Genomic DNA, 24,988 nt, shown 5'->3' on the forward strand with positions numbered 1-24,988 from the left:
GGCACGCAGGTTGCGCTGCGTTGACTGGTCAGGCGGCGGGGTTTTTCACCGGAGCCATGTTGCTTCGGGGGAGACGGTCGCGGATCAGCAGAACGACGGTGATCCCGACCACGGCACCAATAAGGGTTTCCAAACCGCGGTCTGCGAGCAGGGACACCGGGTCGACCGGGCTGGCGAGTTGAGTCATCAGCAGTATCACGGGCGTGAAAAAAATGAGGGCGACACCGTAATGGCGCATCATGAATAGTTCCGCCGGGAACTGCAGGGCCATGACGAGGATAACCAGCACGGTCGTGCCGGGATGCAGCAGCAGCACACCAGCCGTCACGCCCAGGCCGGCATAGGTCCCGAGTATGCGATGGATGCCTCGCTGCACCCGGCTGGAAAGATCGGCACCGGCGAGGGGAACGGCCGCAGCGGCCATAGCCCAATACGCGTGGCCGATTCCCAGGAGGAGGCCGAGAGCACCGGCGGCTGCAACGGCGACGATATAACGAGTGGCGTGCACGCCCGCCTTCGGGAGCCATGGTCCGGAGCGAGGTTCGGTAGTGCGTCTCGCCGTGGAATCCCAGGTGCGGTTTCCAAACCAGCCGGTGAACCCGACCAGCAGGGAAAAGAGTGCGGACGCAGCGCAGACGAGCGCGGCCGTCCACAGTGGGATGACCGTGGGGATCGACGCGCAGGCTCCCAATGCAAAAATGCCGAAGAATGGCCCGGCGGGTCTGAGCTTTATTTTGTCGGCTACGAGTGAACCGAGTCCGGCCAGGAGTGCCTCGATAAAGACCAGCCCCCAGGCCTGAACGTGGGTGATGGACAGAGCCACACCGACAGTCACCCCGGTCAGCAGTAACGCCGCAGCCTGGGTCTGGTGCACCAACCGTAGCTGATGGGTTTCACCACGGCCGTACATGCCCGTGAAAGCACCGAAAACGGCATAGATGGTCAGCTCGGGGTGACCAAGAAGCAGCAAGAGCAATACTGGGACGGTGACACCCAAGCCGACGCGAAGCGCCGGCCAGTGATCATTGACCGCGGGTGGGACGCTGACGAGTGCGCGCAGGTAGAACAGGACCGGGCGCACAGGGTCTCACGGCCTTTCGAACAGAACAGTGGTGGCGCGGCGTAAACAGCAGAACCCGGTTGGCTGGTTTCACGCCCGACTGCTGCGCTCACCCCAGTCTGTACCGCTTTGCCTCGCCGGTCCAAGACTTGAATTCAACCAGTCGATAACCAGACATTATCAATCAGCCAGTCGCGTCGCGGGCGCTTCGGGCACGATCGACGAAAGCCCCCGATCGAACAGCTCACCCAGGGAAAGCCGCGCTGCAACGGCCGCGAACGCCCGTGCGGTCACCGAACCAGGCGACGCGGGACTTATCGCCGCAGCGACGCGCGCGGTGGCGACGGGATCGACGAGTGGCACAATGCGGGTCCGCGATGACGGTGTGATGGTTTGGACCCACGAATGTGGCACGATGCTGGCCCACTGGCCTGTCTTCATGTGCGCGTGGAGGGAGGCGATCGAGTCTGTTTCTACCTGCGGCTCCATCCGAATCTGGTTCTGGCTGAAGGCATCGTCGATCACTTGTCTGCTGCGCATTTCCGTTGTCAAGACAGCAAGGGGGAGCGCGGACGCCTGACGCCAGGTCATCGTCGCTGGAATCTCTGGAAGGAGTTCGTCGGAGGCGATGAGAACATAGCGTTCCTCGTACAACGGCACGAAGAAGAGTCGCGGGTCTTCCCCGTCATCGAGATAGGTGACGCCGGCATCCAGCTCGAAATTTCGCAATCGCCGGCTAATCTCGGCCGCGGACAGGCCCGACTTGATTTGGACCTTGGCCAACGGATGCGCAGCACAGAACGCGGCCACCACCAGCGCGATCGTCGTCGAGGCACTCGGTACCACACCCAGCCGTAACACGCCGGTCACTCCGGACTGGACCGCCTGCACCTCCGCCTTGAAAGCGTCGTGCTCGGCGAGGATTCGTTTGGCCCAAATCACCAAGCGTTCGCCCTCCGGCGTCAGCCCCTCAAAGGTATGACCACGATTGATCAAAGAAACATTGAGCTCCTGTTCCAATCTGTTGATTGCCGCGGAGAGGGCAGGCTGGGAAACGTGGCATGCGGCGGCCGCACGAGCGAAGTGCCGTTCCCGGGCGACAGCGACAAAATATTCGAGCTGGCGAAAACGCATAGGCTCTTCTTTCACGTTGGTAATCAGTGGGGCGTGTACCCCAAGGTAGGCTCGTTTCGACAGGGTGTGCAGCAACCGCCCTGGGGTAGATCAGCGTCGATCGGCGCGAAACAACTCTCTGGCCGCCAGTCCAAGCAGATCGCACGACAAGAAATGGTTTTCCTTTGCGCAAAATGAATATGTCCCGGGCAAGAAAGCTCTCGGTTGCCGTCACGGCGCTGCTGGCCCTCGCCAGCGGGTTCGCGGGCGTCAGCGCCGTGGCCGCGAGCGAGCCGAGCAGCCACGTCCAGCCCCGGACATCGGTCGCCGGCGAAACCTACGTTATCGGTACCGACACGACCTTCGCACCGTTTGAGTACCGCGAAGACGGTGAACTGACCGGCATCGACATGGACTTGATTCGTGACATCGCTGCTAACCAAGGCTTCACCGTTGAGATCAAGTCGCTCGGCTTCGACGCCGCGCTGCAGGCGTTACAGTCCAATCAGGTGGACGGCGTCATCGCCGGAATGTCGATCACCGACGAGCGCAAGCTGGTGTTCGATTTCTCCGACCCGTACTTCGACTCCGGTGTGCAGATGGCCGTCGCCGAAGACAACACCGAAATCACCGGTTACGCCGACCTGGCCGGTGAAACCGTCGTTGCCAAACGCGGCAGCGAGGGCGAGACCTTCGCCAACTCGATCAAAGACGAGTACGGCTTCACCGTCAAGGCCCTGGCCGACTCGGCCACGATGTACGACGACGTCAAGGCTGGCAACTCTGTCGCCGTCTTCGATGACTACCCGGTCCTCGCCTACGGCATCAACCAGAACAACGGGCTCAAGTCGGTCACCGAGAAGGAACAGGGCAGTTCCTACGGCTTCGCTGTCAACAAGGGCCAGAACCCCGAGCTGCTTGCTGCCTTCAACACCGGTCTGGCCGAGCTGAAAAGCAAGGGTGATTACCAGTCCATTCTCGATACGTATCTGGAGCAGTCGGTGCCCGTCGCGGCATCCGGTTTCTTCGGGCTGTTGTCCGACAGCCTGCCGGCCCTCATGAAGGGCCTCGGCCTGACGCTGCTCGCGACCGGGCTGTCGATCGTGGTCGCCCTCGTGCTCGGCGTACTGTTCGGGTTCTTCAAGGTCTCCGAGAGTCGCGTGCTGCGCGGCTTGGCGAGCATCTACGTGAGTATCTTTCGGGGTACCCCGCTGCTCGTGCAGGCGTTCTTCTTCTACTTCGGCCTGCCGCAGCTCACCGGGCAGCCGATCGACGTACTCACCGCCGGTGTACTGACCCTGAGCCTCAATGCCGGCGCCTACATGACCGAGATCGTGCGCGGCGGTATCCAGTCGGTCGACCCGGGCCAGACCGAGGCCGGCCGGAGCCTCGGCCTCGGCTACGTCACGACGATGCGACGCGTCGTGCTACCGCAGGCCGTGAAGATCATGACGCCGTCGTTCATCAACCAGTTCGTGATGACGTTGAAAGACACCTCTCTCCTGGCGGTGATCGGCTTCGCCGAGCTCACCTACCAGGGCCAGCAGATTTACGCCGCGAACTTTCGCACCGGTGAGACCCTGCTGATCGTGGCCGCGCTGTACTTCATCGTCATCAATTTGCTCACCATGCTCTCCAACACGCTCGACAAGAGGTTCAACAAATGAGCAAGAACAGCGCCGGCAGCACAATTCCCGCCGGCAGTAAAATCAGCGTCAGGGGACTGCGCAAGTCGTTTGGCTCCAACGAGGTGCTCAAGGGCCTCGACGTCGAGATCAACGAGGGCGAGGTCGTCTGTGTCATCGGTCCGTCGGGCTCGGGCAAGTCCACGTTTCTGCGCTGCCTGAACAAGCTCGACGAGCTCAGCGCCGGCACGGTCATCGTCGACGGATTCAACCTCGGCGATAAGACGGTCGACCTCAACGAGGTACGGCAGCACATCGGCATGGTTTTTCAGCACTTCAACCTGTTTCCGCACATGACGGTGTTGCAGAACATCATGCTGGCCCCGGTTGAGTTGAAGAAGGAATCCAAGACGGATGCCCGCGCCACCGCCCTCAAACTGCTCGACCGGGTGGGCCTCGCCGACAAAGCAGACGCCCGTCCCGGCCAGCTTTCCGGCGGTCAGAAGCAGCGTGTCGCCATCGCTCGATCCCTCGCTGTGAACCCCGACATCATGCTCTTCGACGAGGCCACGAGCGCCCTCGACCCGGAGATGGTCGGCGAAGTGCTGCAGGTCATCCGTGATCTCGCCGCCGAGGGCATGACCATGGTCGTGGTCACCCACGAAATGGGTTTCGCCCGCGAAGTCGCCGACCGGGTCATCTTCATGGCCGACGGGGTCATCGTCGAAGAGGGCACCCCGGCCGAGCTGTTCGGCAACCCGCAACAGGAACGCACGCAGGACTTCCTCTCCAAGGTGCTGTAGTTTCACCGCGCCCCAGTGCGGTGGCCGCTGCGGTAACCCCTGGAGCGCGCACCGAAGTAGCACGCACCTGCTCGATATATACTGCACCCACGGTGCGCGCAGCATCCGTTACTGCGCAGGCGTTTTAGGCGCGGTCGCCGACGATTTCTTCGCGCACCCGGCGCAGGTCTTCCATGAGCGATCCGATCAGAATCCAGTGGTCAGGGTGCGGCGTCACGATCTGCAGCGGCGCGGTCAGGGCGAGCACGTCGGGCGCGGCCGGCTCCGGTACAGACTCACGGTCACCGTCGGCGCGGGCGAGTAGACCCAGGTCGTGCGCCGCCCGGGCTAGTTCCTGAGAGAAAGCCTGAACGGTGGGCTCGAACTGCAGTGATGGGTCGTAGTGGTCGTGCAGTGCTCGAGTCATGCCGATTGCGCGGGTCACGAGAGTCGGCAGTCGCTCGATCATGTCGTGGTCGGCGTCGAGGGCTACTCGCAGCTTGGCTTTGCGAGGGTTGAGCATGAGGCTCTCCTCGGCCTGCGCGATGGCCTTCTCCGCCGACGCGAGCATGGGGCGCAGCAGCCGGGCCTTGATCATCAATTCCATCAGGTCGATCGGGCTCTGTGGGGTGAGCAGCGCCCGGGCGATGCGGTCGAAGGTGTCGGCCAGCTCGCGAGCCAGCAGGCCGACGGCGTCGCGGGCGGGCGCAATCAGTACCGGGGGAACGATGAGGGCATTGATGACGAGGGCGATTCCTGCTCCGATGAACGTCTCGAAGATTCGATCGAGGGCGTAGCCGGGTGTCGTGGCGCCGAGGGCGAGTACGAGCATGGCACTGATGGGAATCTGGCTCGCCGACGACGGGGACAGGCGCAGCGCCCAGGCAACGAGCAGGCTGACCATAATCGTGCCGAGAACGACCCAGCTGGACTCGCCGAGGAAGAAACCGATCGTGGAAGCGATGACGACACCGCCGATGACGCCCGCGGTGCGTTCGATCGCTCGCCCGAGGGTCTGGTTGACGCTCGGCTGCACGACGAGCAGGGCAGCGATCGCAGCGAAGATCGGCAGGTCGCTCGGTAACAACAGCTGGGAGACGACCCAGGCCAAGGCGACGGCGACGGCCACCTTGACGACCTGCAGCAGCGGGAGTCGTTTGGAGATGCGCAGGGCCGAGGTTAGTTTCACTGGTCAAGGGTAACCCGGGCCGGGTCAGTCAAGCGGATGCCGGCGCATCCGCTTCCAGGGTCTGCCGCATGGGCACGCCAAGAAACCGGGCGTAGTCCTGCACGGCCTGGCCCAAGCCCCGCTGCGTTTTCGCCGCCCGAGTCCGGGCGGCGATCGCAGCTTCGCGGGCCAGCTCCAGCACGGCCGGGTCGAGGCCGAGTCGCTCGTTGGTCGTTCGGGTTTTCGCGAGCAGTCGCGGTGTCGTGAGGCTCTGTATCCAGCCCAGTTCGCGGGCCGGAACGAAATGCAGCGTGCCCCGCATCGGCCACGACCGCACGATCTCGCCGGCCGAAATCAGGGCCTGCACGTCATGGAGCGTAGTGCCGGGGGAGCGCACCCCCAGGGCCCACTGCGCCGCAGGGTAGTCCTGGGCTTGCACCGCGAGCATCCGCTCGGCGACGGCGACCGCACCGGGGAGCGGAACCCCGGCCAGCCCCTGGGCCTGGAGGCGCAGGCGCACGACATCGGCGCGGGAGGCGGCAGCTGGCATGACACCAGTATGCCGACTCCCGCGCCGAGCGTAACTCACATCAACCGATGTGCTATTTTTCGCGCCGCCCGACTTTGGATCGAACCACGCGAATCACCCGGGCGCTTCCGTCCGACGTCTGGGTTCCGAAGGTATCCAACTCCACGGTGTCATCTGCCTCGGCGCCGTCGCCATCGGTGTCATCCGTGCCGCCGCCTGCCAGGGGGCCGTCGGTAGGTCCGCCGCGTCCGAAGCGACGGCGCAGTGCCTTGACCAGCGGCGGGCCGATCAGGAACAGCACGATCACGGTGTAGAGCACGACGGCGACCGGTTCGCTCACAAGCGCAGCGGGGTCGCCAGCGCTGATCTGTAGCGCGCGGCGCAGCTGGCGTTCCATCTCCGGTCCGAGGATGGCGCCCACGATGATCGGCAGCACCGGAAAACCGAAGCGTCGGGCCATGTAACCCAGGGCACCGAGCAAGAGCAGGATGCCGATGTTGAAGGTCTGCATACCCGCCGCGTAGGCGCCGAGGGTTGCGAAGAACAGAATGCCCGCGTAGAGGTAGGGCCGCGGAATGCGCAGCAGCTTCGCCCAGAGCGGAGCGAGCGGCAGGTTGAGCGCGAGAAGCAGCGTGTTGCCGATGAACAGGCTCGCGATCAGGGTCCACACCAGAATGGGTTCGGTCTGGAACAGTAGCGGACCAGGGTGGATTCCGTACTGGTTGAACGCGGCGATCATCACGGCGGCGGTCGCCGTGGTGGGCAGGCCGAGGGTGAGCAGCGGCACGAGCGTTCCCGCGGCAGAAGCGTTGTTGGCTGCTTCCGGCCCGGCTACGCCCTCGATGGCGCCGTGGCCAAACTGCTCCGGATGCTTGGACAGCTTCTTTTCCGTCACATAGGACAGGAAGGTGGGGATCTCGGCCCCGCCGGCCGGGATAGCCCCGAACGGGAAGCCGATGACCGTGCCGCGCAGCCACGGCTTCCAGGAGCGTTTCCAATCGTCCTTGCGCATCCACGGCACACCCACCGGGATAGTCGCGGGGGTGCCGTGCCGCAGGTGCGCAGCAATCCAGAGCGCTTCACCGACCGCGAACAGGGCGACGGCGATGACGACGACGTCGATGCCGCCGGAGAGCAGCGGCTGGCCGAACGTCAGGCGCGGCTGCCCGGTCGTGCCGTCGAGGCCGACCAAGCCGATGGTGAGGCCGATGAACAGCGACGCGAGCCCGCGAATGCGGCTCGAACCGAGCACGGTGCTCACCGCGATGAAAGCGAAAACCATCATCGCGAAGTACGAGGGGGCCCCGAGCCCGATAGCGATCGCCACGACGAACGGGGCGACGAAGACAAGAGCACCCGTGGCCAGGGTTCCGGCCACGAAGGAGCCGATCGCCGCCGTTGCGAGCGCTTGGGCGCCGCGGCCGGCCTTGGCCATTTTGTTTCCTTCGAGCGCTGTGACGACCGAGGAAGATTCACCGGGGGTGTTGAGCAGAATCGATGTCGTCGACCCGCCGTACATGCCGCCGTAGTAGATACCGGCGAACATGATCAGCGATCCGGTCACATCAAGCGCGTAGGTGAGTGGCAGCAGCAGGGCCACTGTCATGGCCGGTCCGATCCCGGGTAGCACCCCCACGGCGGTGCCGAGCAGCACGCCGATGAGGGCGAACAGCAGATTCTGCAGGGTCAGCGCGTTGCTGAATCCCTCCATCAGAAGGGTCAGGTTGTCCATTTAGAGAATTCCCGTCAACAGGCCGGCCGGCAGGTTGATGCCGAGGCCCAGTACAAAGCCGTAGAACGTGCCGACGGCGAGAAAAATGCCGATCACGAGTGCCCAGATGAAGCGGCGGGAGCCGAGTAGCAGGGCGGATCCGTAGAACAGCAGCGCGCTGCCGATCACGAATCCGAGAAAGTCCATCGACAGGGCGAAGACAAGAATCAGCCCGCCGAGGCCGAAGACGGTCGGCCAGTGGGCCTTCTGGGAGAGGTCGATGTCCTCGCCGTCTTCGGCTTCGGCGTGGCCGCCCCTCAGCACAGAGATCGCCAGGGCGATCGCGCAGAGGCCCAGGCCGATCGCGATAATCGTCGGAACGACCCGCGGTCCCATCACACCGGTATTGATGGCGGTGTCACGGATGTTCGCGGTATCGACCGCGATCACGATCGCGATCACGGCGAGCAGTGCGGCGACGCCGAGCTCGGAGCGACCCTGGAGTCGAGCGCGCAGCCCGGAAGCCGCGCCTGCACTGGGGGCGGTCATGCTTAGACCAGGCCCAGGGTCTTCAGCACGTCGGCGACGCGGGTGTCCTGCTCGGTAAGGAAGGTGCTGAAGTCGTCGCCGGTGATGAAGGCATCGGTCCAGCTGTTGTCGGTCAGAACCTGCTTCCACTCTGCGCTGTCGTGCATGGCCGTGACGGCGTCGACGAGGCGAGCGATTTCCACATCCGACAGCCCTGGAGCGGCCAGGAGCCCGCGCCAGTTGGTGAAGACGAGATCGATACCCTCTTCGGTGAGGGTGGGGGCGTCGATCACCGGAACGCGCTCTTCGCTCGTGACGGCGAGCACGCGCAGGTCGCCCGACTTCACCTGTTCGAGGAACTCGCCGTAGCCGGAGGCCCCGAACTGCAGCTTGCCGCCGAGAATGGCCGGCAGCAGCTCGCCGCCGCCGTCGTAGGGCACGTAGTTGACGGCCGTGGGGTCGATGCCGACGGCATCGGCAAGCTGCATGGGCAGCAGGTGGTCGGGGCCTCCCGGGGAGGAGCCGCCGCCGACGGCGAAGGAAGCCGGGTCGGCCTTCCAGGCGGTGACGAGATCGTCAATGGTCTCGTAGGGAGAGTCGGCAGCGACGAAGATGGCGCCGGCTTCTTCGATGAGCCCGGCGATCGGGGTCGCGTCGGCAACCTTGGCATCGCCCTCGTTGGTGTACGCGGCACCGACGACGCCGAGCCCCATCATGAGCATGAAGTTGGCGTTGCCGGTCTCGGTGAGGGTGCGGGCCAGGCCCACAGTCCCGCCGGCGCCGGCCAGGTTGGTGACCTCGGTGCCGGAGGCCAGCCCGAGGTCGTCCATCACCTTGACCGCTGCGCGACCGGTGACGTCGTAGCCACTGCCGGGAGCGTTGGGAATCATCACCTGTAGGTTTTGGATCGGGCCCTCGTCGGTGGTCTCGGTGGTCGTGGCGCTGGTGACTCCGCAGGCGGTGAGGGCGAGTGCGACGGCACCGGCGAGAAAGACGGTGCCCGCCGTGCGGCGCGTGCGCGTGCGCGTGGTGCGTGCTGTGATTGGCATGCTCAAATCCTCTTCGATTTCTGGCGAGCCTCTTTGCTGGCCGAATTCAGCCTGCCGGGTGTGCCCGGCCAGACACAACTTGTGACTCTAGTGAACGTTGTGTAGCTTGCGGTTGCGCGCGGGGTGATTCGGATAATTTCGGTTTGGCTTCACGATGAGGGAGTATCTCTTATGGCCAGAGTCGACCGGAGGAACCCGATGCGAAAACGTGAGGCGCAGCCACCACTGCCGGCGGCGGGCTCGCGCGGGTCGGGCATCCGTTCAAGCCGCCTGAGCCTGACCCGCCAACTGTTGCTCTTCCAGTTGAGCCTGATCACCCTCGTTCTCGTCGCTGTCACGGCCATTTCGATCGAGCAGACCCGCAGCGGCTTCGAAAGCGGCGCCCAGCGACGCATGCTGACGGTCGCCGAGTACACCGCTGCCAACCCGCTCGTGCGCAGCCTGCTCGACACTGCGGCGGTGCCCCAGCAATACTCCGTTCCGGTCGAAGCGCTCCGCACCACAACCGGGGTCGACCAGCTGATCGTAACGGATGCGGTGGGCCGAATCATCGCCTCGCCGGCTGATCCGCGGCTGCTCACGACCGACCTGGCCATCGATGCCGCGCCGGACGAATCTGATGCCGCCTGGGCCGGCGCTGCCCCGATCGGCGCCAACGACTACGTTGTCGCGCAGGTGCCGGTGCTGTCCAACTCCGGTGAGGTCGTGGGCTCGGTTGTGGCCGCCCGCGAGTTTCCGGCCGTAGCTGAACTGCTCAAGGCCGCAGCGCCGAACCTGCTCACGTATCTGGGCGTGGCCGGGGTGCTCGGCGTCGTGGGATCGTTGCTGCTGGCAGCCCGGGTGAGACGGCAGACCCTCGGCCTCGAGCCGGAACAGATCGGTCGGTTGGTCGAGCATCGCGACGCCATGATCCACGGCATCCGGGAAGGGGTCATCTCCGTCGACACCGACGGACTCATCACGCTCGCCAATGACAGCGCGCGCACCCTGCTTGGTTTGCCCGCTGACGCGGAAGGCCGGGCGATCGATGCGGTCGGCCTCGATGACGAGGCGGTGCGCGCGCTACGCCAACAGGAAATCGGCGACATCGACACAGTGTTCGTGAACAGAGGGGTGCTGCTGGTGCTCAACCAGACGCTCATTCACCCGCCCAGGTCGCGGCCCGAGGTTGTCACCACCCTGCGCGACCGCACCGAACTGGTCACTCTGCAGCACGATCTCGGCAGCAGCCGGCAGGCTACCGATACCTTGCGCGCCCAAACCCATGAGTTCGCGAACCGGCTGCACACCATTTCGATGCTCATACAGCTCGGCGACACCGATGCGGCGGTGGAATACGTCGACGCCGTCACGCGCGAACGCACCGACCTCGACAACTCAGTCATCACCCGCCTGCAGGAGCCGGCGGTCGCCGCACTCGTGATCGCCAAGACCTCGCTCGCCCGCGAACGCGGCGCCACGCTCGTGCTCTCGGCCGAATCGACTTTGGCCAGGGTCGACGCTGATCTGTCCACCGACCTCGTCACTGTGATCGGAAACCTGGTCGACAACGCCCTCGACGCCGTCACGGGAGCCCGGGAACGCGGTGTGCGGCTCGACGTGCAACCAGTTTCAGGTACCGGTGCCGGTGCCGTGCGGGTGACGGTGAGTGATTCCGGGCCGGGCATCGATATCGCACTGATCGACCGGGTCTTCGAAACTGGCGTGACCAGCAAATCGGCGCTCGGCGATGCCGACTCCCACGGCTACGGACTGGCTATTGTGCGACTCGTTTCGACGCGTCGCGGCGGATCGGTCGGCTACCGGGCCGAGAACGGTGCCGTGTTCGAGGCTGTGCTCCCGATTGATGCGGCCCGGTCACCTCAGGAGAAGGAGCTGACCCGTGTGTGACGTGCTCATCGTCGACGACGATTTCATGGTGGCGCGCGCGCATGAACGCATTGTGGCGCAGCAGGTCGGTTTCACCGTGGTCGGCGTCGCTGCGTCCGGGTCGGACGCGCTCGCCCAGATTGTCGACAAGGCCCCGCACCTCGTCCTCCTCGACATGTTCCTGCCCGATATGACCGGCCTCGACGTGATCCGTCGCGCGCGAGAGGCGGGGTGGGCTGTGGACTTTCTCGTGCTCAGTGCCGCCCGCGAGGCTGAAATGGTCACCGCGGCGCTGCAGGGTGGCATTGTGAGCTACCTGCTCAAACCATTCAAGATCATCGAACTGCAGTCGCGGCTGGCGGGATACGTCGAAAGACGACGACTGCTCGACCGCGCGGGAGACCTCAACCAGAGCGAGCTCGACCGGATGATCGCACCCGCGTTCGCTGTGCCACCCGCGGGAGCAATCTCCGCGCTACCGAAAGGACTGAGCAAGGAGACGACTGCGCTGACCACTGCGGCCCTGGCTAACAGCAAACCAGACCTGGCGGCGTCGGAGTGCGCCGAACTGCTCGGCTTGTCTCGGGTGGTGGCACGCAAATACCTGGAATACCTCGTAGCGACGGGGCAGGCGGCCGTCAGCCTGCGCTACGGCCAGACCGGCCGTCCGCAGCGGCGCTACGCCTGGGTGGTCGGCTAACTTTCCAGCTGGTTAGCCCAAGTCGTCGTCGGTGCGAGCGCCGAACACGATCTCGTCCCAGCTCGGCATGGATGCCCGGCCGCGTTTAGGTGTCGTACGAGTGTGGTTCGTGCGTTCCTGGGCGCGGGCAGCCTGGTTGGCCCAGGCATTGCCGGTCGGCTCAGGAGTGGTGGATGGCGCCGCAGTGGCCTCATCGGTGACCGTGGCGGCGGTCGGAGTCGCGGGCCGGGGCCGGGATGGTTCGGTGGAAACCGGCACCGAAGCGGATGCCACCGGCTTGGCTGCAGACGCATCCCCGCTCGACGCCGCTTCGCGTTCACCGCGTCGTCGACGCAAAGATTCTAAGAGGTCGGCGGTTTCGCTCATGTTCGAGGCCGGTTCTGCGGCACGCTTGATCGCCGCTTTCGACACCGCATCGTCCCGGCTCAGCGAGCGCGAGTACGGGACGGCTTCGAGGTTGGGGCTGGTGTCGTTCAGAATCTCGTCGGCGAGGGATTCCTTGAAGTTGAAGGCGTTACTGTCGAAACGCGATACGTCGGCCGCGCTCGTCTCGGAGCCGACGGCACGCAGGCGCGGAATCAACGAACCCTTGAGCTCCCCCTGCTGGGACAGCGCGATGGCTTCGCTACCAACCGGAGATAAAGCATTCTTCTTCGGTTCGAAAGCCCACCGAGCGTCATGGTCGATCTCGTCGGCGGTGAACGATAATTTGACGATCCAGCCGCCACCGGGTTCTTTCCAGCTCGCCCAGCGCTCACCGGTGGCCCCGAGGGAGGCGAGCCGTTCGCGAATGACACTGCCGAAGTTGACGTTCTCGTCGATCGGATCCGGGTCGATGGCGGTGTGCACCGGAACGCTCAACGCCGACGAGACGATGTACTCCCGCTCGGCGACGACCGGGCCCTCGAAGCGGCGTACGTAGTCGAGTGATGCCCCCGTGACCGCAGCGACGTCCTCGGCGGACATTCCAGAGCGAATGTGCGCCTGAACTTCCCGCGGGGACAGCTTGGGAGCGTTGACGCGCTCCGTCTGGGTTTGGCGAAGCCGGGACTGAAGAACTTCGTCGATGGCGATGCGATATCGGTCGCCATCTTCGGACGCTGCGAGCAGCGCACCGTTCTCAACTCCAATAACCTTCAATTCCTGCATGAAGACAAGCCCTCTCGCGATTACCGTTGGCTGCAAGACTGCCACGAGTTGGTGCCTTTTCGCGGGAATACGCCGGGCGTGCCGCAAGTTGTTTCTTCGTGTCCGAATAAAAAGGTTGGCGGACGGTTTGCTATTCCGTCTGGATTGTTGGAAACTGTGGCCGCCGATTTCGTTTTTCGGCGTAACTGAAATGGATGGGCATGGCAACCGATTACGACGCACCCCGAAAGACTGAAGACGACTCTGAGTCGATCGAGGCTCTTAAGGAACGTGTGCCAGACAAGATGTCCGGCAGCGTTGATGTCGACGACTCCGACAACCCTGGGGGGTTTGACCTTCCGGGCGCTGACCTGTCCGACCTGGACCTCGATGTCGTCGTTCTGCCCGCGCAGGCCGACGAGTTCACCTGCGTGAATTGTTTCCTTGTGAAGCACCGCTCGCAGATGGGCCACGAGACGAAGCTCGGCACCGTCTGCTTGGAGTGCGACTCTTAAACCTTCGCTTTATTCCACGTTGGCCGTTCGCGATTCATTGATCGCGGCGGCCAATTGTGTTGGGTGGCGGCTGGAGATGATCCAGTACGGTGCTGGGTCGGTCGCATCGACGATGGGCACGCGCACAACCGGGTCGATCCAGCCGCGAATGAGCAGCCAGGCTCGGGCGTCCAATCGGGTTCCGCGCTCCTGGGTCGCTTCGGTCTTCTCATATGCCGTTGCTTCGCCGAGCAGCCCGGTGGAGATCGTGGCGGGGCCAGCGGTCAGTACGCCGTTCTGAACGCGTACGACCGGCGCGGCCAGCACGAGCAGCAGCACGCATCCGCCGTACAAGACGGCGGCCGTGACGATACCCGCAAACAGGGAAATCGGCACGAGCACGAGAATGCTCGCCGGTATCACCAGGGCGGTGACAAGGAAGGCCCATACGTTGGGCCACAGTTTTTCGCGGTATTCAGGCATGGCTCTATTCGATCAGATATCTGCACTACCCTCGACACGTGGCAGAAAGCGTCGAAGTACTGATCCAGGCATCCAACCTCCCAATCTACGCACACCCCGGTGATGCCGGGGCTGACCTGCATGCTGCCGAGGCTGTCGTGCTCGGCCCGGGAACCCGTGCACTTGTCGGTACCGGCGTGTCGATCGCCCTTCCTGATGGCTTTGCGGCTTTCGTCGTTCCTCGCAGCGGCCTTGCGGTCAAACATGGCATCACGATCGTGAACTCGCCCGGAACAGTGGATGCCGGCTACCGCGGTGAAATCAAGGTGGCGTTGCTGAACACCGATCCGAATGAGTCGTTCACGATCGCGATCGGCGATCGCATCGCCCAAATCATCGTGATGCCTGTCGTTCGTGCCACATTCATTGCCGTCGACAAACTGCCCGGCAGTCAGCGTGGCGAGAGCGGTTTTGGCTCGACCGGAGTTTTGCCCCGCGCGGCAACCAGCACTTCCAACAGCGCGCCAGTATCGGGCCCTACGGTCCCGCAGTCAGGAGACAACCGGTGAGTGACCTCACGAACTCTGGGGAGATCCCCGAATCGATGCCGAAGTCGGCACCCGAAGACCGCGAAACCGAGGGCCCGCTCGACGAATCAGAGGCCAACCCGGTGCGTCCGTACGTGGACCTCGGTGGGATCAAAATCCTTCCACGGGAGGGTCTGCACCTGCGCCTCGAAATCGAAGAGGGCAGTAAGCGAGTGGTAGCCATCGGCCTTGACTTCGCCGGGTCGACTTTGCAGGTACAGCCGTTCGCCGCGCCGCGCTCGAGCGGCCTATGGCATGAAATTCGAGAGCAGATCGCCGACCAGATCGGCAAGCAGGGTGGAACCACGACTCCGCGAGAAGGCCCCTTCGGCCCCGAACTCGTCGCCGAGATCCCCGTCGCGGCCGGACAGCAAGCCGGCGGTGTCACCCGCCTCGCGCGCTTCATCGGTGTCGACGGTCCGCGCTGGTTCCTGCGCGGCGTCATCGCGGGCGAGGGCGCAATCGACCCCGATGCCGCCGCGCAGATCGAAGACCTGTTCCGCAGCATCGTCGTCGTGCGCGGGTCCACACCGATGCCGCCGCGCGATCTGATTCCGCTGCGCATGCCGGCCACCCCCGCCGGCGCGTCCGAAACCACCGCAGTCTAAACAAGCGATGAGCGACACCCCCAAAGAGCGGCCCGAGCAGCCCGGTCAGCCCGAGCCGTCTGGTGAACAGCGCGGCGAGCCGAAAGACGCATTGACTCCGATAACCTCCGGACTATTTGCTGAGTCGATGGCCGGCGCAGCGCGGCGCGCCGGGTTTGGCGCGGCAACCGAGGGAAAGCCGATCAGTGGCCAGGCGCTGCTGGTGGCCATGGGCGGCATTCGCGGCCTGATTGAAGCTGTCCTGCCGGGCCTGGTCTTCCTGATCACCTACTCGCTCACTATCGATCCCTCCACTGATGTGACGAGCGACCCGATCGGAACTCTGCTGCCCTCGCTCGTGGCGCCGCTCGTGATCGGCGTGATCTTCGTCGCCCTGCGGGCGATCACCAGGCAGACCACGACGCCCGCACTCGGTGGCCTGGTCGGAACGGCGATCAGCGTCGCGCTGGCACTGTTCTCAGGCAAACCGTCCGACTTCTTTCTGGTCGGCCTGTGGACCAACGCCGGTTACGGTGCTGCCCTGCTGGTCTCCGTACTCGTGCGCTGGCCGCTCATCGGCGTGGCCGTCGATTTTCTCATGGGCGACGGTGTCGCTTGGCGCCTCGACGCGTCGAAGCGCCGGGTGCTGACCATCCTCACCCTGTGTTGGACCGGTCTCTTTCTGGCTCGTCTGGCCGTGCAGCTGCCGCTCTACCTGGCTGACAACGTCGAATTGCTCGCCACGATGAAACTCCTCATGGGCATCCCGCTGTATGCGCCGCTCCTGATCGTTTCGTGGCTCATGGTGCGCTCGGTCTATCGCAAAGCGGATGCCGCTGATGCGGTGTGAATGACGACTCGGACACCCGCTCTCCCTGCTAGAGTTATCTCGACGTCAAGATAGTTGTTCGGCGAGGAGTCGCCGGGCAACTCGATGGAAAAAGGCAGCTCCCGGCATCCGCTGGTTAGGCTTGCCTTGCTGGCACGAGGCTGTGCCTGCCAGAAGAATTGAGGATTGCCGCCGGTCTCCCGTCGGCTCCCACAACGGAGAGGGCATTGTGTCGGAATCAACAAATACCGCGGTAAACAGCTTCGGAGCCAAAGACACCCTGCGCGTCGGATCGACGGAATATGAAGTCTTTCGTCTGGACGCGGTCGACGGCTACGAGAAGCTGCCATACAGCCTGAAGGTACTGCTCGAGAACCTCCTCCGCACCGAGGATGGCGCCAACATCACCGCCGAGCACATTCGCGCTCTCGGCGCGTGGGTACCAACCGCTGAGCCCGACACCGAGATCCAGTACACGCCGGCTCGCGTCGTGATGCAGGACTTCACCGGTGTTCCCTGCATCGTCGACCTCGCTACCATGCGCGAAGCCCTCGTCGAACTCGGCGGCGACGCCAAAAAGATCAACCCGCTCGCCCCGACCGAAATGGTCATTGACCACTCCGTCGTGGCCGACCTGTTCGGCACGACCGACTCGTTCGAACGCAACGTGGAAATCGAGTACGAACGTAACGGTGAGCGCTACCAGTTCCTCCGCTGGGGCCAGACCGCGTTTGACGACTTCAAGGTCGTTCCGCCGGGAACCGGCATCGTGCACCAGGTCAACATCGAATATCTCGCGCGCGTCACCATGACGCGAGAGGTCAACGGCGTTCTGCAGGCCTATCCCGACACGTGTGTCGGCACCGACTCGCACACGACCATGGTCAACGGCCTCGGCGTGCTCGGCTGGGGCGTCGGCGGAATCGAAGCCGAAGCAGCCATGCTCGGCCAGTCGGTCTCCATGCTCATTCCGAAGGTTGTCGGCTTCAAGCTCTCCGGAATCATCCCGGCCGGCGTCACCGCAACGGATGTCGTGCTTACCATCACCCAGATGCTGCGGGGGCACGGCGTCGTCGGCAAGTTCGTCGAGTTCTACGGATCGGGCGTGGCCTCTGTCCCGCTCGCCAACCGCGCCACCATCGGCAACATGAGCCCCGAGTTCGGCTCGACGGCCGCCATGTTCCCGATCGACGACGTCACGCTCGGCTACCTGCGCCTCACCGGCCGCAGCGAGGAGCAGGTCGCGCTGGTCGAGGCCTACTCCAAGCTGCAAGGACTCTGGCACAACCCCGACCAGGAGCCGGTCTTCAGCGAGTACCTCGAGCTCGACCTCTCCACGGTCGTTCCCTCGATCGCCGGACCGAAGCGTCCGCAGGACCGCATCGTCCTCTCCGAGGCCAAGACCCAGTTCGAGCGCGACCTGGACAACTACGCCAATGCGCCCGTATCCCTCGTGGACGCGGCAATAGAGGGCACTTTTCCGGCCTCAGACCCGATCGGCCTCACTCCGCAAGACGAAGAGACCGCGCACAACCACGCGTTCGAGAGCGGCCTGGCCCGCCACACCAGCCACCCGACGCAGTCGCACCCGCAGCCGACCGACGTCACCCTGGCCGATGGCCGTGAGTTCACGATCGACAACGGTTCCGTTGCGATCGCGGCCATCACTTCCTGTACCAACACGTCGAACCCGAGCGTTATGCTCGCGGCCGGCCTGCTGGCCCGCAACGCGAGCCTCAAGGGCCTCAAGAGCAAGCCGTGGGTCAAGACCACGCTCGCTCCCGGCTCCAAGGTCGTCACCGAGTACTACGCGAAGGCCGGCTTGAACGGTTACCTCGAAGATCTCGGCTTCTATCTTGTTGGCTATGGCTGCACCACCTGCATCGGTAACTCCGGCCCGCTCGAAGATGAAATCTCCACCGCAGTGCAGGAGAACGACCTCGCCGTTACCGCGGTGCTCTCGGGTAACCGCAACTTCGAGGGACGCATCAACCCCGACGTGAAGATGAACTACCTGGCCAGCCCGCCGCTCGTCATTGCCTACGCCCTGGCTGGAACGATGAACTTCAACTTCGACACCGACTCGCTCGGCACTGACCAAGAGGGCAACAACGTGTTCCTCAAGGACATCTGGCCTGATGCCGACGAGGTGCAGAAGACCATCGATGAGTCGATCGACTCGAACATGTTCGAGACCCAGTATGCCGGGGTCTTTGACGGCGACGAGCGCTGGCAGTCGCTCGAAACTCCCGTCGGCGACACCTTCGCCTGGGACGCTGAGTCCACCTACGTGCGGAAGCCTCCGTACTTCGATGGAATGACCCTGGAAACCAGCCCGGTCGTCGACATCTCCGGTGCTCGCGTACTCGCCAAGCTCGGCGACTCCGTCACTACCGACCACATCAGCCCGGCCGGTTCCATCAAGGCAGACGGCCCGGCCGGCCGCTACCTGGCCGAGCACGGCATCGAACGTGGCGACTACAACTCCTACGGCTCGCGCCGGGGTAACCACGAGGTCATGATTCGTGGAACGTTCGCGAACATTCGCCTGCGCAACCAGCTCCTCGACAACGTCGAGGGTGGCTTCACGCGCGACTTCACCGTCGCCGGAGGACCGAAGGCCGACATCTACGATGCCAGCCAGAACTACCAGGCCGCCAAAACTCCGCTCGTCATCTTCGGTGGCAAGGAGTACGGCTCGGGTTCCAGCCGCGACTGGGCAGCCAAGGGCACGAGCCTTCTCGGCGTCAAGGCCGTCATCGTGGAGAGCTTCGAGCGCATTCACCGCTCGAACCTCATCGGTATGGGTGTTGTGCCGCTGCAGTTCCCGGCGGGTCAGAGCGCCGATTCGCTCGGCCTCGATGGTACCGAGATCGTTTCGGTTTCGGGTATCATCGAGCTGAACAACGGCACGACCCCGAAGACCGTGCACGTGACCTGCGCTCCGAGTGAATTCTCGGCAGCAGGCAAGGCTCCGGTCGAGTTCGACGCCATCGTGCGCATCGATACGCCGGGCGAGGCCGAGTATTACCGTAACGGCGGCATCCTGCAGTACGTGCTGCGCTCGCTCGTCTAAGCCAGTAAGCGGGCTGGAAGCGCCTCGCTCTACCAACACGACACCGGCGCGTAGACTCGATTCATTCGGGTCTGGGCGCCGGTTTGTGTCAGTGCCGGTTCGACCAATTCAACAGATTCGTGTACAAACGACGTGAAAGGTGTGACGGATGATCCTTCTGGAGACAATTCATGGTCCCCGGGACCTCGATGGTCTCTCGAAAGAGCAGCTGCCCCAGCTGGCCAGCGAGATCCGTTCCTTTCTCGTGCGGGAGGTTTCCAAGACCGGTGGGCATCTGGGTCCCAACCTCGGCGTCGTTGAGCTGACCATTGCCATCCACCGGGTCTTTCATTCGCCGATCGACCCCATCGTCTTCGACACCGGTCACCAGTCCTACGTGCACAAGCTGCTCACCGGGCGCCAGGACTTCAGCAAGCTGCGCCGGCTTGAGGGGCTTGCCGGCTACCCACAGCGGTCCGAGTCCGAGCACGACATCGTCGAGAGTTCACACGCGTCGAGCTCGCTGTCTTGGGCCGACGGCATCTCTCGCGCCTTTGAAATCACTGGCCAGACTGATCGACACGTCGTCGCCGTCGTCGGCGACGGGGCACTGACCGGGGGAATGACCTGGGAAGCGCTCAATAACATCAGCGACGACAATACCCGCAAGCTCATCATCGTGGTCAACGACAACGGGCGATCCTATGCACCGACCATCGGCGGCATGGCGCGTTTCCTCAACACCATCCGCACGCGGGCCAGCTACCGGGATGCCTACCTCACCAGCAAAGACGTGTTCGATCGCTTGGGCGCTCCCGGACGCGCAGTCTGGCGCGGCGTGCGCGGTGGCATGCACGGTTTCCTCGCCCGGGTCACCAACAATGAAGCCCTGTACTCCAACCTCGACATCAAATACATCGGTCCCATCGACGGGCACGACGTACACGCGATGGAAGAGGCCCTCACCCAGGCCAAGGGTTACGGCGCACCGGTCATCGTGCACGCCATCACGCAAAAAGGTAAGGGCTACGACCCGGCCGTCAAGGACATCGCCGACCAGTTCCACGCGGTCGGGCAGATCGATCCGGAAACCGGCGAATCCGTCGAAGAATCCGGTGCAGAATCCTGGACCTCGGTCTTCGCCGACGAACTATTGCAGTTAGCGATCGGCAACGAGCGCATCGTGGGCATCACCGCCGCCATGCTGCGTCCGATCGGCCTGCACAAGATGGCCGAGCGTTTCCCTTCCCGCGTGCACGACGTGGGAATCGCCGAACAACACGCGGTGACCAGCGCGGCCGGCCTGGCCTACGGTGGTCTGCACCCCGTCGTCGCGCTCTATGCAACGTTCATCAACCGCGCCTTCGACCAGGTACTGATGGACGTTGCCCTGCACAAAGCCGGGGTCACCTTCGTTCTCGACCGCGCCGGGGTCACCGGGCCGGACGGCCCCAGCCACCACGGCATGTGGGACCTCGCTATTTTGCAAGTCGTTCCTAATATTCGCCTGGCGGCGCCGCGCGATTCTGTTCGGCTGCGCGAAGAACTGGCTGAGGCCGTTGTCGTCGACGACGGACCGACGGTCCTGCGCTATCCCAAGGGCACCGTCGGGGTCGAGTTCGATGCCATTCGCCGCCTCCACGACGGTGTTGACGTGCTCCAGGAATCCACCCAGCTCGACGTCCTCATTGTGACAGTCGGCCCCATGGCGGCGATGGGGCTCGACATAGCTGACCGCCTCGCCGCCCAGGGCATCGGTGCAACCGTCGTCGACCCACGCTGGGTCGTCCCCGTGCCGCGGAGCATCATCGGCCTCGCGGCCGCGCACCGTATCGTCGTCACGATCGAAGACGGTATTCGCGTGGGTGGGATCGGCACGCGGATCCGTCAGGACCTCCGGGAGGCGGGCGTCGACACGGCGGTGACCGAACTCGGTTTGCCCGATCAGTTCCTCGATCATGGTACCCGTGCCCAGATTCTCGAGCGGGTCGGGTTGACCCCGCAGGTGATTGCCCGCGACGTGGTCGCGATGGTGCTCGGCAGCAAGATTCCCAACGCGCGGCCGCTGCCTGCCGATTACACCGACACCGGTGCGATCCAGGTAACCCGCCGCGACTAGCCCCCTCCGCTGTCCCGCACTGTCCCCTCCGGTCCTGTCTTGAATACGGACGGGGCCCGGGCCCCGTCCGCGGGCCCAGTTTATAAACTGGGCCCGCGTTCACAAGGTGGGCCCGGTTACCAGGCCGCCCGGAGGCTCGGTTAGCTGCGGGTGACCGCGGGCACGGATGCAGCGATACCGCGGATCGGCGGCGTATGGAACGTACCGCCGAACACTCGTTCACTCGCGCCGACGCGATCGAGGTACGGGGTGATGCCGCCCATCTGGAACGGCCAGCCGGCTCCGAGGATCATGCACAGGTCGATGTCCTCGGCCGCGTGCACGACGTCTGTGTCCAGCATTCGCTTGATCTCGTCGACCAGGCCGTCTTCAACCCGCTGCAGAATCTTCTCGGCCGTCATCGGTGTGGCGCCGCCGGCGACGATCTTCAGTGCGCCCTTGTCGAAGCCTGTGCGACGTCCCTTGCCGTCGCGCTCGAGAATCTTGCCGTGCTCGGCGAGCCTGTGCAGGTTGTCACTCTCGAAGAAGCGTTCGGGGAACGCCGCGTGGTGCGTGTCGAGCACGTGAGCGCCCACGGTGAGACCGACGAGCTCGAGCAACTCGAACGGGGTCATCGGCAGTCCGAACGGCGCTACGGCGGCTTCCACGACCTCGAACGGTGTGCCGGTATCCACGGCGTGCATGGCTTCGCCGAGCAGCTTGGCGAGCACTCGGTTGACCACGAAACCGGGGGTGTCCCTGGTGATCACGGCGTTTTTTCGCAGCTTGCCGGCGATGACCATCGCGGTGGCGAGCGTCACTTCGTTGGTCTGCGGCGTGTTCACCACCTCGATGAGTGGCATCACGGCAACCGGATTGAAGAAGTGGAACCCGACCAGGCGCTCCGGGTGCGCGAGCTTCGCGCCGATCTGTTCGACCGAGAGCGACGAGGTATTGGTGGCCAGAATCGCGTCGGGCGAGATGACCTTTTCGATCTCGGCGAACACCGACTGCTTGACACCCAGTTCTTCGAAGACAGCCTCGATCACCCAGTCGGCGTCGGAGAACGACGATGTGTCGGTCGTGCCGGTGACGAGTGCGCGCAGGCGATTTGCCTCGTCGGGGGAGATGCGGTTCTTGGCCTGGAGCGCGGCGATTTCGTCGTGGATGTACGCCACACCCTTATCGACGCGGGCCTGGTCCAAGTCGGTGATGACGACGGGCACCTTGAGGCGCCGCACGAACAGCAGCGCGAACTGGCTCGCCATAAGGCCAGCGCCGATCACGCCGACCTTGGTGATCGGTCGGGCCAGTTTCTTGTCCGGCGCTCCGGCCGGCCGCTTGGCGCGCTTCTGAACGAGATTGAAGGCGTAGATGCTCGCCTGCAGCTGATCGCCGGCGATGAGGCCGGCCAGTGCGTCATCCTCGCGCTGAAAACCTTCGGCGCGACTGCCGCTCTTGGCCGCCTGCAGCAGGTCGAGCGCCACATACGGTGACTGGGCGACCTCGCCGATGCGGTTGACGAGCATCTTGCGGGCGATGCCGACGGCCACGTCCCACTTGACGAGGCGCTCGATCTTGCCGGGCGCATTGGGCCGCGACACCTTCTCGCTGCCCGCGATGACGCCGTCGGCCCAATTGATGGAGTCTTCGAGGAACCGCGCCGACGTGAACATGACGTCCGCGATACCGAGCGCGAGGGCATCCGCTCCACTGAGGGTGCGGTTGTTCTTGAGGGGGTTCTCGATGACGACCTTCAAGGCATTTTCGATGCCGATCAGGTTGGGCAGCAGATACGAGCCGCCCCAGCCGGGGATCAGACCGAGAAAAACCTCGGGAAGTGCGATTGCGGGTACGGACGCGTCCACGGTGCGGTAGGCGGCATTCAGCCCGATTTCGAGGCCGCCGCCGAGCGCGAGCCCGTTGATGAACACGAACGACGGTACGCCGAGCGTGTCGAGCTTGCCGAGGGCGTGGTGGCCAAGCTGGCTGAGTAGCTTGCCGGCCGCGAGCGAGGGAATTTCGGCGACCTTGCTGAGGTCGGCGCCGGCGGCGAGAATGAACGGCTTGCCCGTGACGGCGACACCGTGAATCTCGCCGCGCCCAGCGCGAGCGGTGAGTTCGTCCATGGTGGCGGCGAACTCCAGCAGGGTGACCGGGCCGAGCGTATTCGGCCGGGTGTGGTCGCGCCCATTGTCAAGGGTGACCAGCGCGAGCGTACGGCCAGCGGCCAGCGGCACATCGCGCACAAAGGAGTGCGTGACGACCTCGTCACCGGAGATCGCGACGAGCGAACTGAAGTCGAGGGAATTGTAATCAGTGGTCGTCATCGTTTGGCTGCCTTCTTGTTGAAGTGCGGGTTTTCCCAAATCACGGAGCCGCCCTGGCCGAGGCCGACGCACATTGCGGTCAGGCCATAGCGCACCTCGGGGTGCGATTTGAACTGGTGCGCGAGCTGGTTCATCAGTCGAACGCCGGAGGAGGCGAGCGGATGCCCCAGCGCGATCGCCCCGCCGTATTCGTTCACGCGGGGATCTTCGTCGTCGATGCCGAAGTGGTCGAGAAAGGAGATGACCTGTACGGCAAAGGCTTCGTTGAGTTCGAACAAACCGATGTCGGTGATCGACAGGCCGGCCTTGCGCAGTGCTTTCTCGGTGGAGGGCACCGGCCCCAGGCCCATGACCTCCGGTTCCACGCCGGCGAAGGCGAAGCTCATCATGGTCATCTTCACGCCGAGCCCGAGTTCCCTGGCCGTGGCGCCGCTCGCCATCAGGCAAGCGGATGCGCCGTCGTTCAGCCCGGACGCGTTGCCCGCCGTGACGCGGCCATGCGACCGGAACGGCGTGCGGAGGGTTGCGAGGCCCTCGAGTGTGGTGTCCGGGCGCGGTGCTTCGTCGCGGGTTGCGAGGCCCCAGCCGGATTCGCTGCGCGTGGCAACGGGAATCAGGTCGGGCTGAATGTTTCCGGCCTCGTAGGCGGCGGCGACCTTCTGCTGGCTGCGCAGCGCGAACCGATCGGAGCGTTCCTTGGTGTACTCGGGGAACCGGTCGTGAATGCGTTCGGCAGTTGCGCCCATGTTCAGCGCGTCTTCGCTGACCAGCCGCTCGGAAAGGAATCGCGGGTTCGGGTCTGCCCCGAACCCCATCGGGTGGCGGCCCATGTGCTCGACACCGCCGGCGATGGCGAGGTCATAAGCGCCGAAACCGATGGAGGACCCCATCATGGTGACGGCGGTCATCGCCCCGGCGCACATGCGGTCAATCGCGAAACCAGGGACCGATTTCGGAAGACCGGCCAGTAGAGAGGCGGTACGCCCGAGGGTCAAACCTTGGTCGCCGGTCTGGGTCGTGGCTGCGATAGCGACATCATCGATGCGGTCGGGCGGTACACCGGGGTTTCGTTCCATCAGCCCGATAATCGCCTTGACGACGAGGTCGTCCGCTCGGGTGTTCCAGTACATACCCTTGTCGCCGGCGCGTCCGAACGGGGTTCGAACTCCATCCACAAAAACGACTTCTGCTCTTTCGGCCACAATGCCTCCCGTACGTCAAACAGATCCGAAGCGGCCTGTTAGCTCTGAACCGATCCTAGGGTGACTCAAATGGGCCTCTCGA

21 protein-coding genes are annotated in these 24,988 nt (G+C 64.3%); 10 read left to right on the forward strand and 11 right to left on the reverse strand.

The genetic code is table 11. The annotated features are described in order from the left end of the window. Positions 1-28: 28 nt before the first annotated feature. The gene (locus tag E3T27_RS08440; protein WP_134572247.1) at positions 29-1,081 is read right to left on the reverse strand and encodes an FUSC family protein; all 1,053 of its coding nucleotides are present in this window, start codon (positions 1,079-1,081) and stop codon (positions 29-31) included. 159 nt (positions 1,082-1,240) lie between these two features. Beyond that, positions 1,241-2,194: a LysR family transcriptional regulator gene (locus E3T27_RS08445; protein WP_104197874.1), complete on the reverse strand. Its 954-nt coding sequence runs from the start codon at positions 2,192-2,194 to the stop codon at positions 1,241-1,243. 179 nt (positions 2,195-2,373) lie between these two features. On the opposite strand from E3T27_RS08445, the gene E3T27_RS08450 reads away from it, so the two are divergent. Together E3T27_RS08450 and E3T27_RS08455 are read left to right on the forward strand one after the other, a co-directional pair. Beyond that, on the forward strand, positions 2,374-3,840 hold the full coding sequence (locus tag E3T27_RS08450) for an amino acid ABC transporter substrate-binding protein/permease (RefSeq protein WP_134572248.1): 1,467 nt from the start codon (positions 2,374-2,376) through the stop codon (positions 3,838-3,840). Next, positions 3,837-4,601: an amino acid ABC transporter ATP-binding protein gene (locus tag E3T27_RS08455; RefSeq protein WP_104197876.1), complete on the forward strand. Its 765-nt coding sequence runs from the start codon at positions 3,837-3,839 to the stop codon at positions 4,599-4,601. The genes E3T27_RS08450 and E3T27_RS08455 overlap by 4 nt, the downstream gene beginning before the upstream one ends. A 124-nt stretch (positions 4,602-4,725) precedes the next feature. Here E3T27_RS08455 and E3T27_RS08460 read toward each other — a convergent pair whose 3' ends face one another. Genes E3T27_RS08460 through E3T27_RS08480 form a run of 5 tightly spaced genes read right to left on the reverse strand, consistent with a single transcriptional unit; the run spans position 4,726 to position 9,565 of the window. Beyond that, a complete protein-coding gene (locus E3T27_RS08460) occupies positions 4,726-5,769 on the reverse strand; it encodes an FUSC family protein (RefSeq protein WP_104197877.1) in 1,044 nt (347 codons plus the stop codon). Positions 5,770-5,797: 28 nt separating this feature from the next. Further along, on the reverse strand, positions 5,798-6,298 hold the full coding sequence (locus E3T27_RS08465) for a DNA glycosylase AlkZ-like family protein (RefSeq protein ID WP_134572249.1): 501 nt from the start codon (positions 6,296-6,298) through the stop codon (positions 5,798-5,800). 52 nt (positions 6,299-6,350) lie between these two features. Beyond that, entirely contained in the window at positions 6,351-8,009 is a 1,659-nt protein-coding gene (locus tag E3T27_RS08470) for a tripartite tricarboxylate transporter permease (RefSeq protein ID WP_134572250.1), read from the reverse strand. Next, positions 8,010-8,537, reverse strand: coding sequence for a tripartite tricarboxylate transporter TctB family protein (locus E3T27_RS08475; protein WP_134572251.1), 528 nt, complete (start codon positions 8,535-8,537; stop codon positions 8,010-8,012). 2 nt (positions 8,538-8,539) lie between these two features. Further along, the gene (locus tag E3T27_RS08480) at positions 8,540-9,565 is read right to left on the reverse strand and encodes a Bug family tripartite tricarboxylate transporter substrate binding protein (RefSeq protein ID WP_134572252.1); all 1,026 of its coding nucleotides are present in this window, start codon (positions 9,563-9,565) and stop codon (positions 8,540-8,542) included. 198 nt (positions 9,566-9,763) lie between these two features. Here E3T27_RS08480 and E3T27_RS08485 point away from each other — a divergent pair, with 198 nt between their 5' ends. Next, a complete protein-coding gene (locus tag E3T27_RS08485; protein WP_241992182.1) occupies positions 9,764-11,455 on the forward strand; it encodes a sensor histidine kinase in 1,692 nt (563 codons plus the stop codon). Further along, complete coding sequence (locus E3T27_RS08490) at positions 11,448-12,134, forward strand: response regulator (protein WP_104197882.1); 687 nt, start codon at positions 11,448-11,450, stop codon at positions 12,132-12,134. The genes E3T27_RS08485 and E3T27_RS08490 overlap by 8 nt, the downstream gene beginning before the upstream one ends. A gap of 12 nt (positions 12,135-12,146) precedes the next feature. Here the strand turns inward: E3T27_RS08490 and sepH are convergent, their stop codons facing one another. Further along, the gene (sepH, locus tag E3T27_RS08495) at positions 12,147-13,283 is read right to left on the reverse strand and encodes a septation protein SepH (RefSeq protein ID WP_104197883.1); all 1,137 of its coding nucleotides are present in this window, start codon (positions 13,281-13,283) and stop codon (positions 12,147-12,149) included. A 200-nt stretch (positions 13,284-13,483) separates the two neighbouring features. Here sepH and E3T27_RS08500 point away from each other — a divergent pair, with 200 nt between their 5' ends. After that, positions 13,484-13,777, forward strand: coding sequence for a DUF4193 domain-containing protein (locus tag E3T27_RS08500; RefSeq protein ID WP_092112645.1), 294 nt, complete (start codon positions 13,484-13,486; stop codon positions 13,775-13,777). A 9-nt stretch (positions 13,778-13,786) separates the two neighbouring features. Here the strand turns inward: E3T27_RS08500 and E3T27_RS08505 are convergent, their stop codons facing one another. Next, on the reverse strand, positions 13,787-14,239 hold the full coding sequence (locus E3T27_RS08505) for a DUF3093 domain-containing protein (RefSeq protein WP_104197884.1): 453 nt from the start codon (positions 14,237-14,239) through the stop codon (positions 13,787-13,789). Positions 14,240-14,277: 38 nt separating this feature from the next. Here E3T27_RS08505 and dut point away from each other — a divergent pair, with 38 nt between their 5' ends. The 5 genes from dut to dxs all read left to right on the forward strand — a co-directional run bounded on the left by dut (position 14,278) and on the right by dxs (position 21,395). Further along, complete coding sequence (gene dut / locus E3T27_RS08510) at positions 14,278-14,787, forward strand: dUTP diphosphatase (protein ID WP_134572253.1); 510 nt, start codon at positions 14,278-14,280, stop codon at positions 14,785-14,787. Positions 14,788-14,822: 35 nt separating this feature from the next. After that, positions 14,823-15,413, forward strand: coding sequence for a DUF3710 domain-containing protein (locus E3T27_RS08515; protein WP_134572441.1), 591 nt, complete (start codon positions 14,823-14,825; stop codon positions 15,411-15,413). Between the two features lie 7 nt (positions 15,414-15,420). Continuing rightward, positions 15,421-16,242, forward strand: coding sequence for a DUF3159 domain-containing protein (locus E3T27_RS08520; protein WP_134572254.1), 822 nt, complete (start codon positions 15,421-15,423; stop codon positions 16,240-16,242). A 208-nt stretch (positions 16,243-16,450) separates the two neighbouring features. Continuing rightward, positions 16,451-19,297 carry an aconitate hydratase gene (locus E3T27_RS08525; protein ID WP_134572255.1) on the forward strand — a complete coding sequence of 949 codons (2,847 nt, stop codon included), beginning with the start codon at positions 16,451-16,453 and terminating at the stop codon, positions 19,295-19,297. A 148-nt stretch (positions 19,298-19,445) separates the two neighbouring features. Further along, on the forward strand, positions 19,446-21,395 hold the full coding sequence (dxs, locus tag E3T27_RS08530; RefSeq protein WP_104197888.1) for a 1-deoxy-D-xylulose-5-phosphate synthase: 1,950 nt from the start codon (positions 19,446-19,448) through the stop codon (positions 21,393-21,395). Between the two features lie 140 nt (positions 21,396-21,535). On the opposite strand, the gene E3T27_RS08535 is transcribed toward dxs, so the two are convergent. Next, a complete protein-coding gene (locus tag E3T27_RS08535) occupies positions 21,536-23,704 on the reverse strand; it encodes a 3-hydroxyacyl-CoA dehydrogenase NAD-binding domain-containing protein (protein WP_134572256.1) in 2,169 nt (722 codons plus the stop codon). Continuing rightward, a complete protein-coding gene (locus E3T27_RS08540; protein WP_134572257.1) occupies positions 23,701-24,906 on the reverse strand; it encodes a thiolase family protein in 1,206 nt (401 codons plus the stop codon). Before E3T27_RS08540 ends, E3T27_RS08535 begins: the two co-directional genes overlap by 4 nt. Positions 24,907-24,988: the final 82 nt, after the last annotated feature.

This window comes from Cryobacterium lyxosi, from assembly GCF_004403345.1.
GTDB lineage: Bacteria > Actinomycetota > Actinomycetes > Actinomycetales > Microbacteriaceae > Cryobacterium > Cryobacterium lyxosi.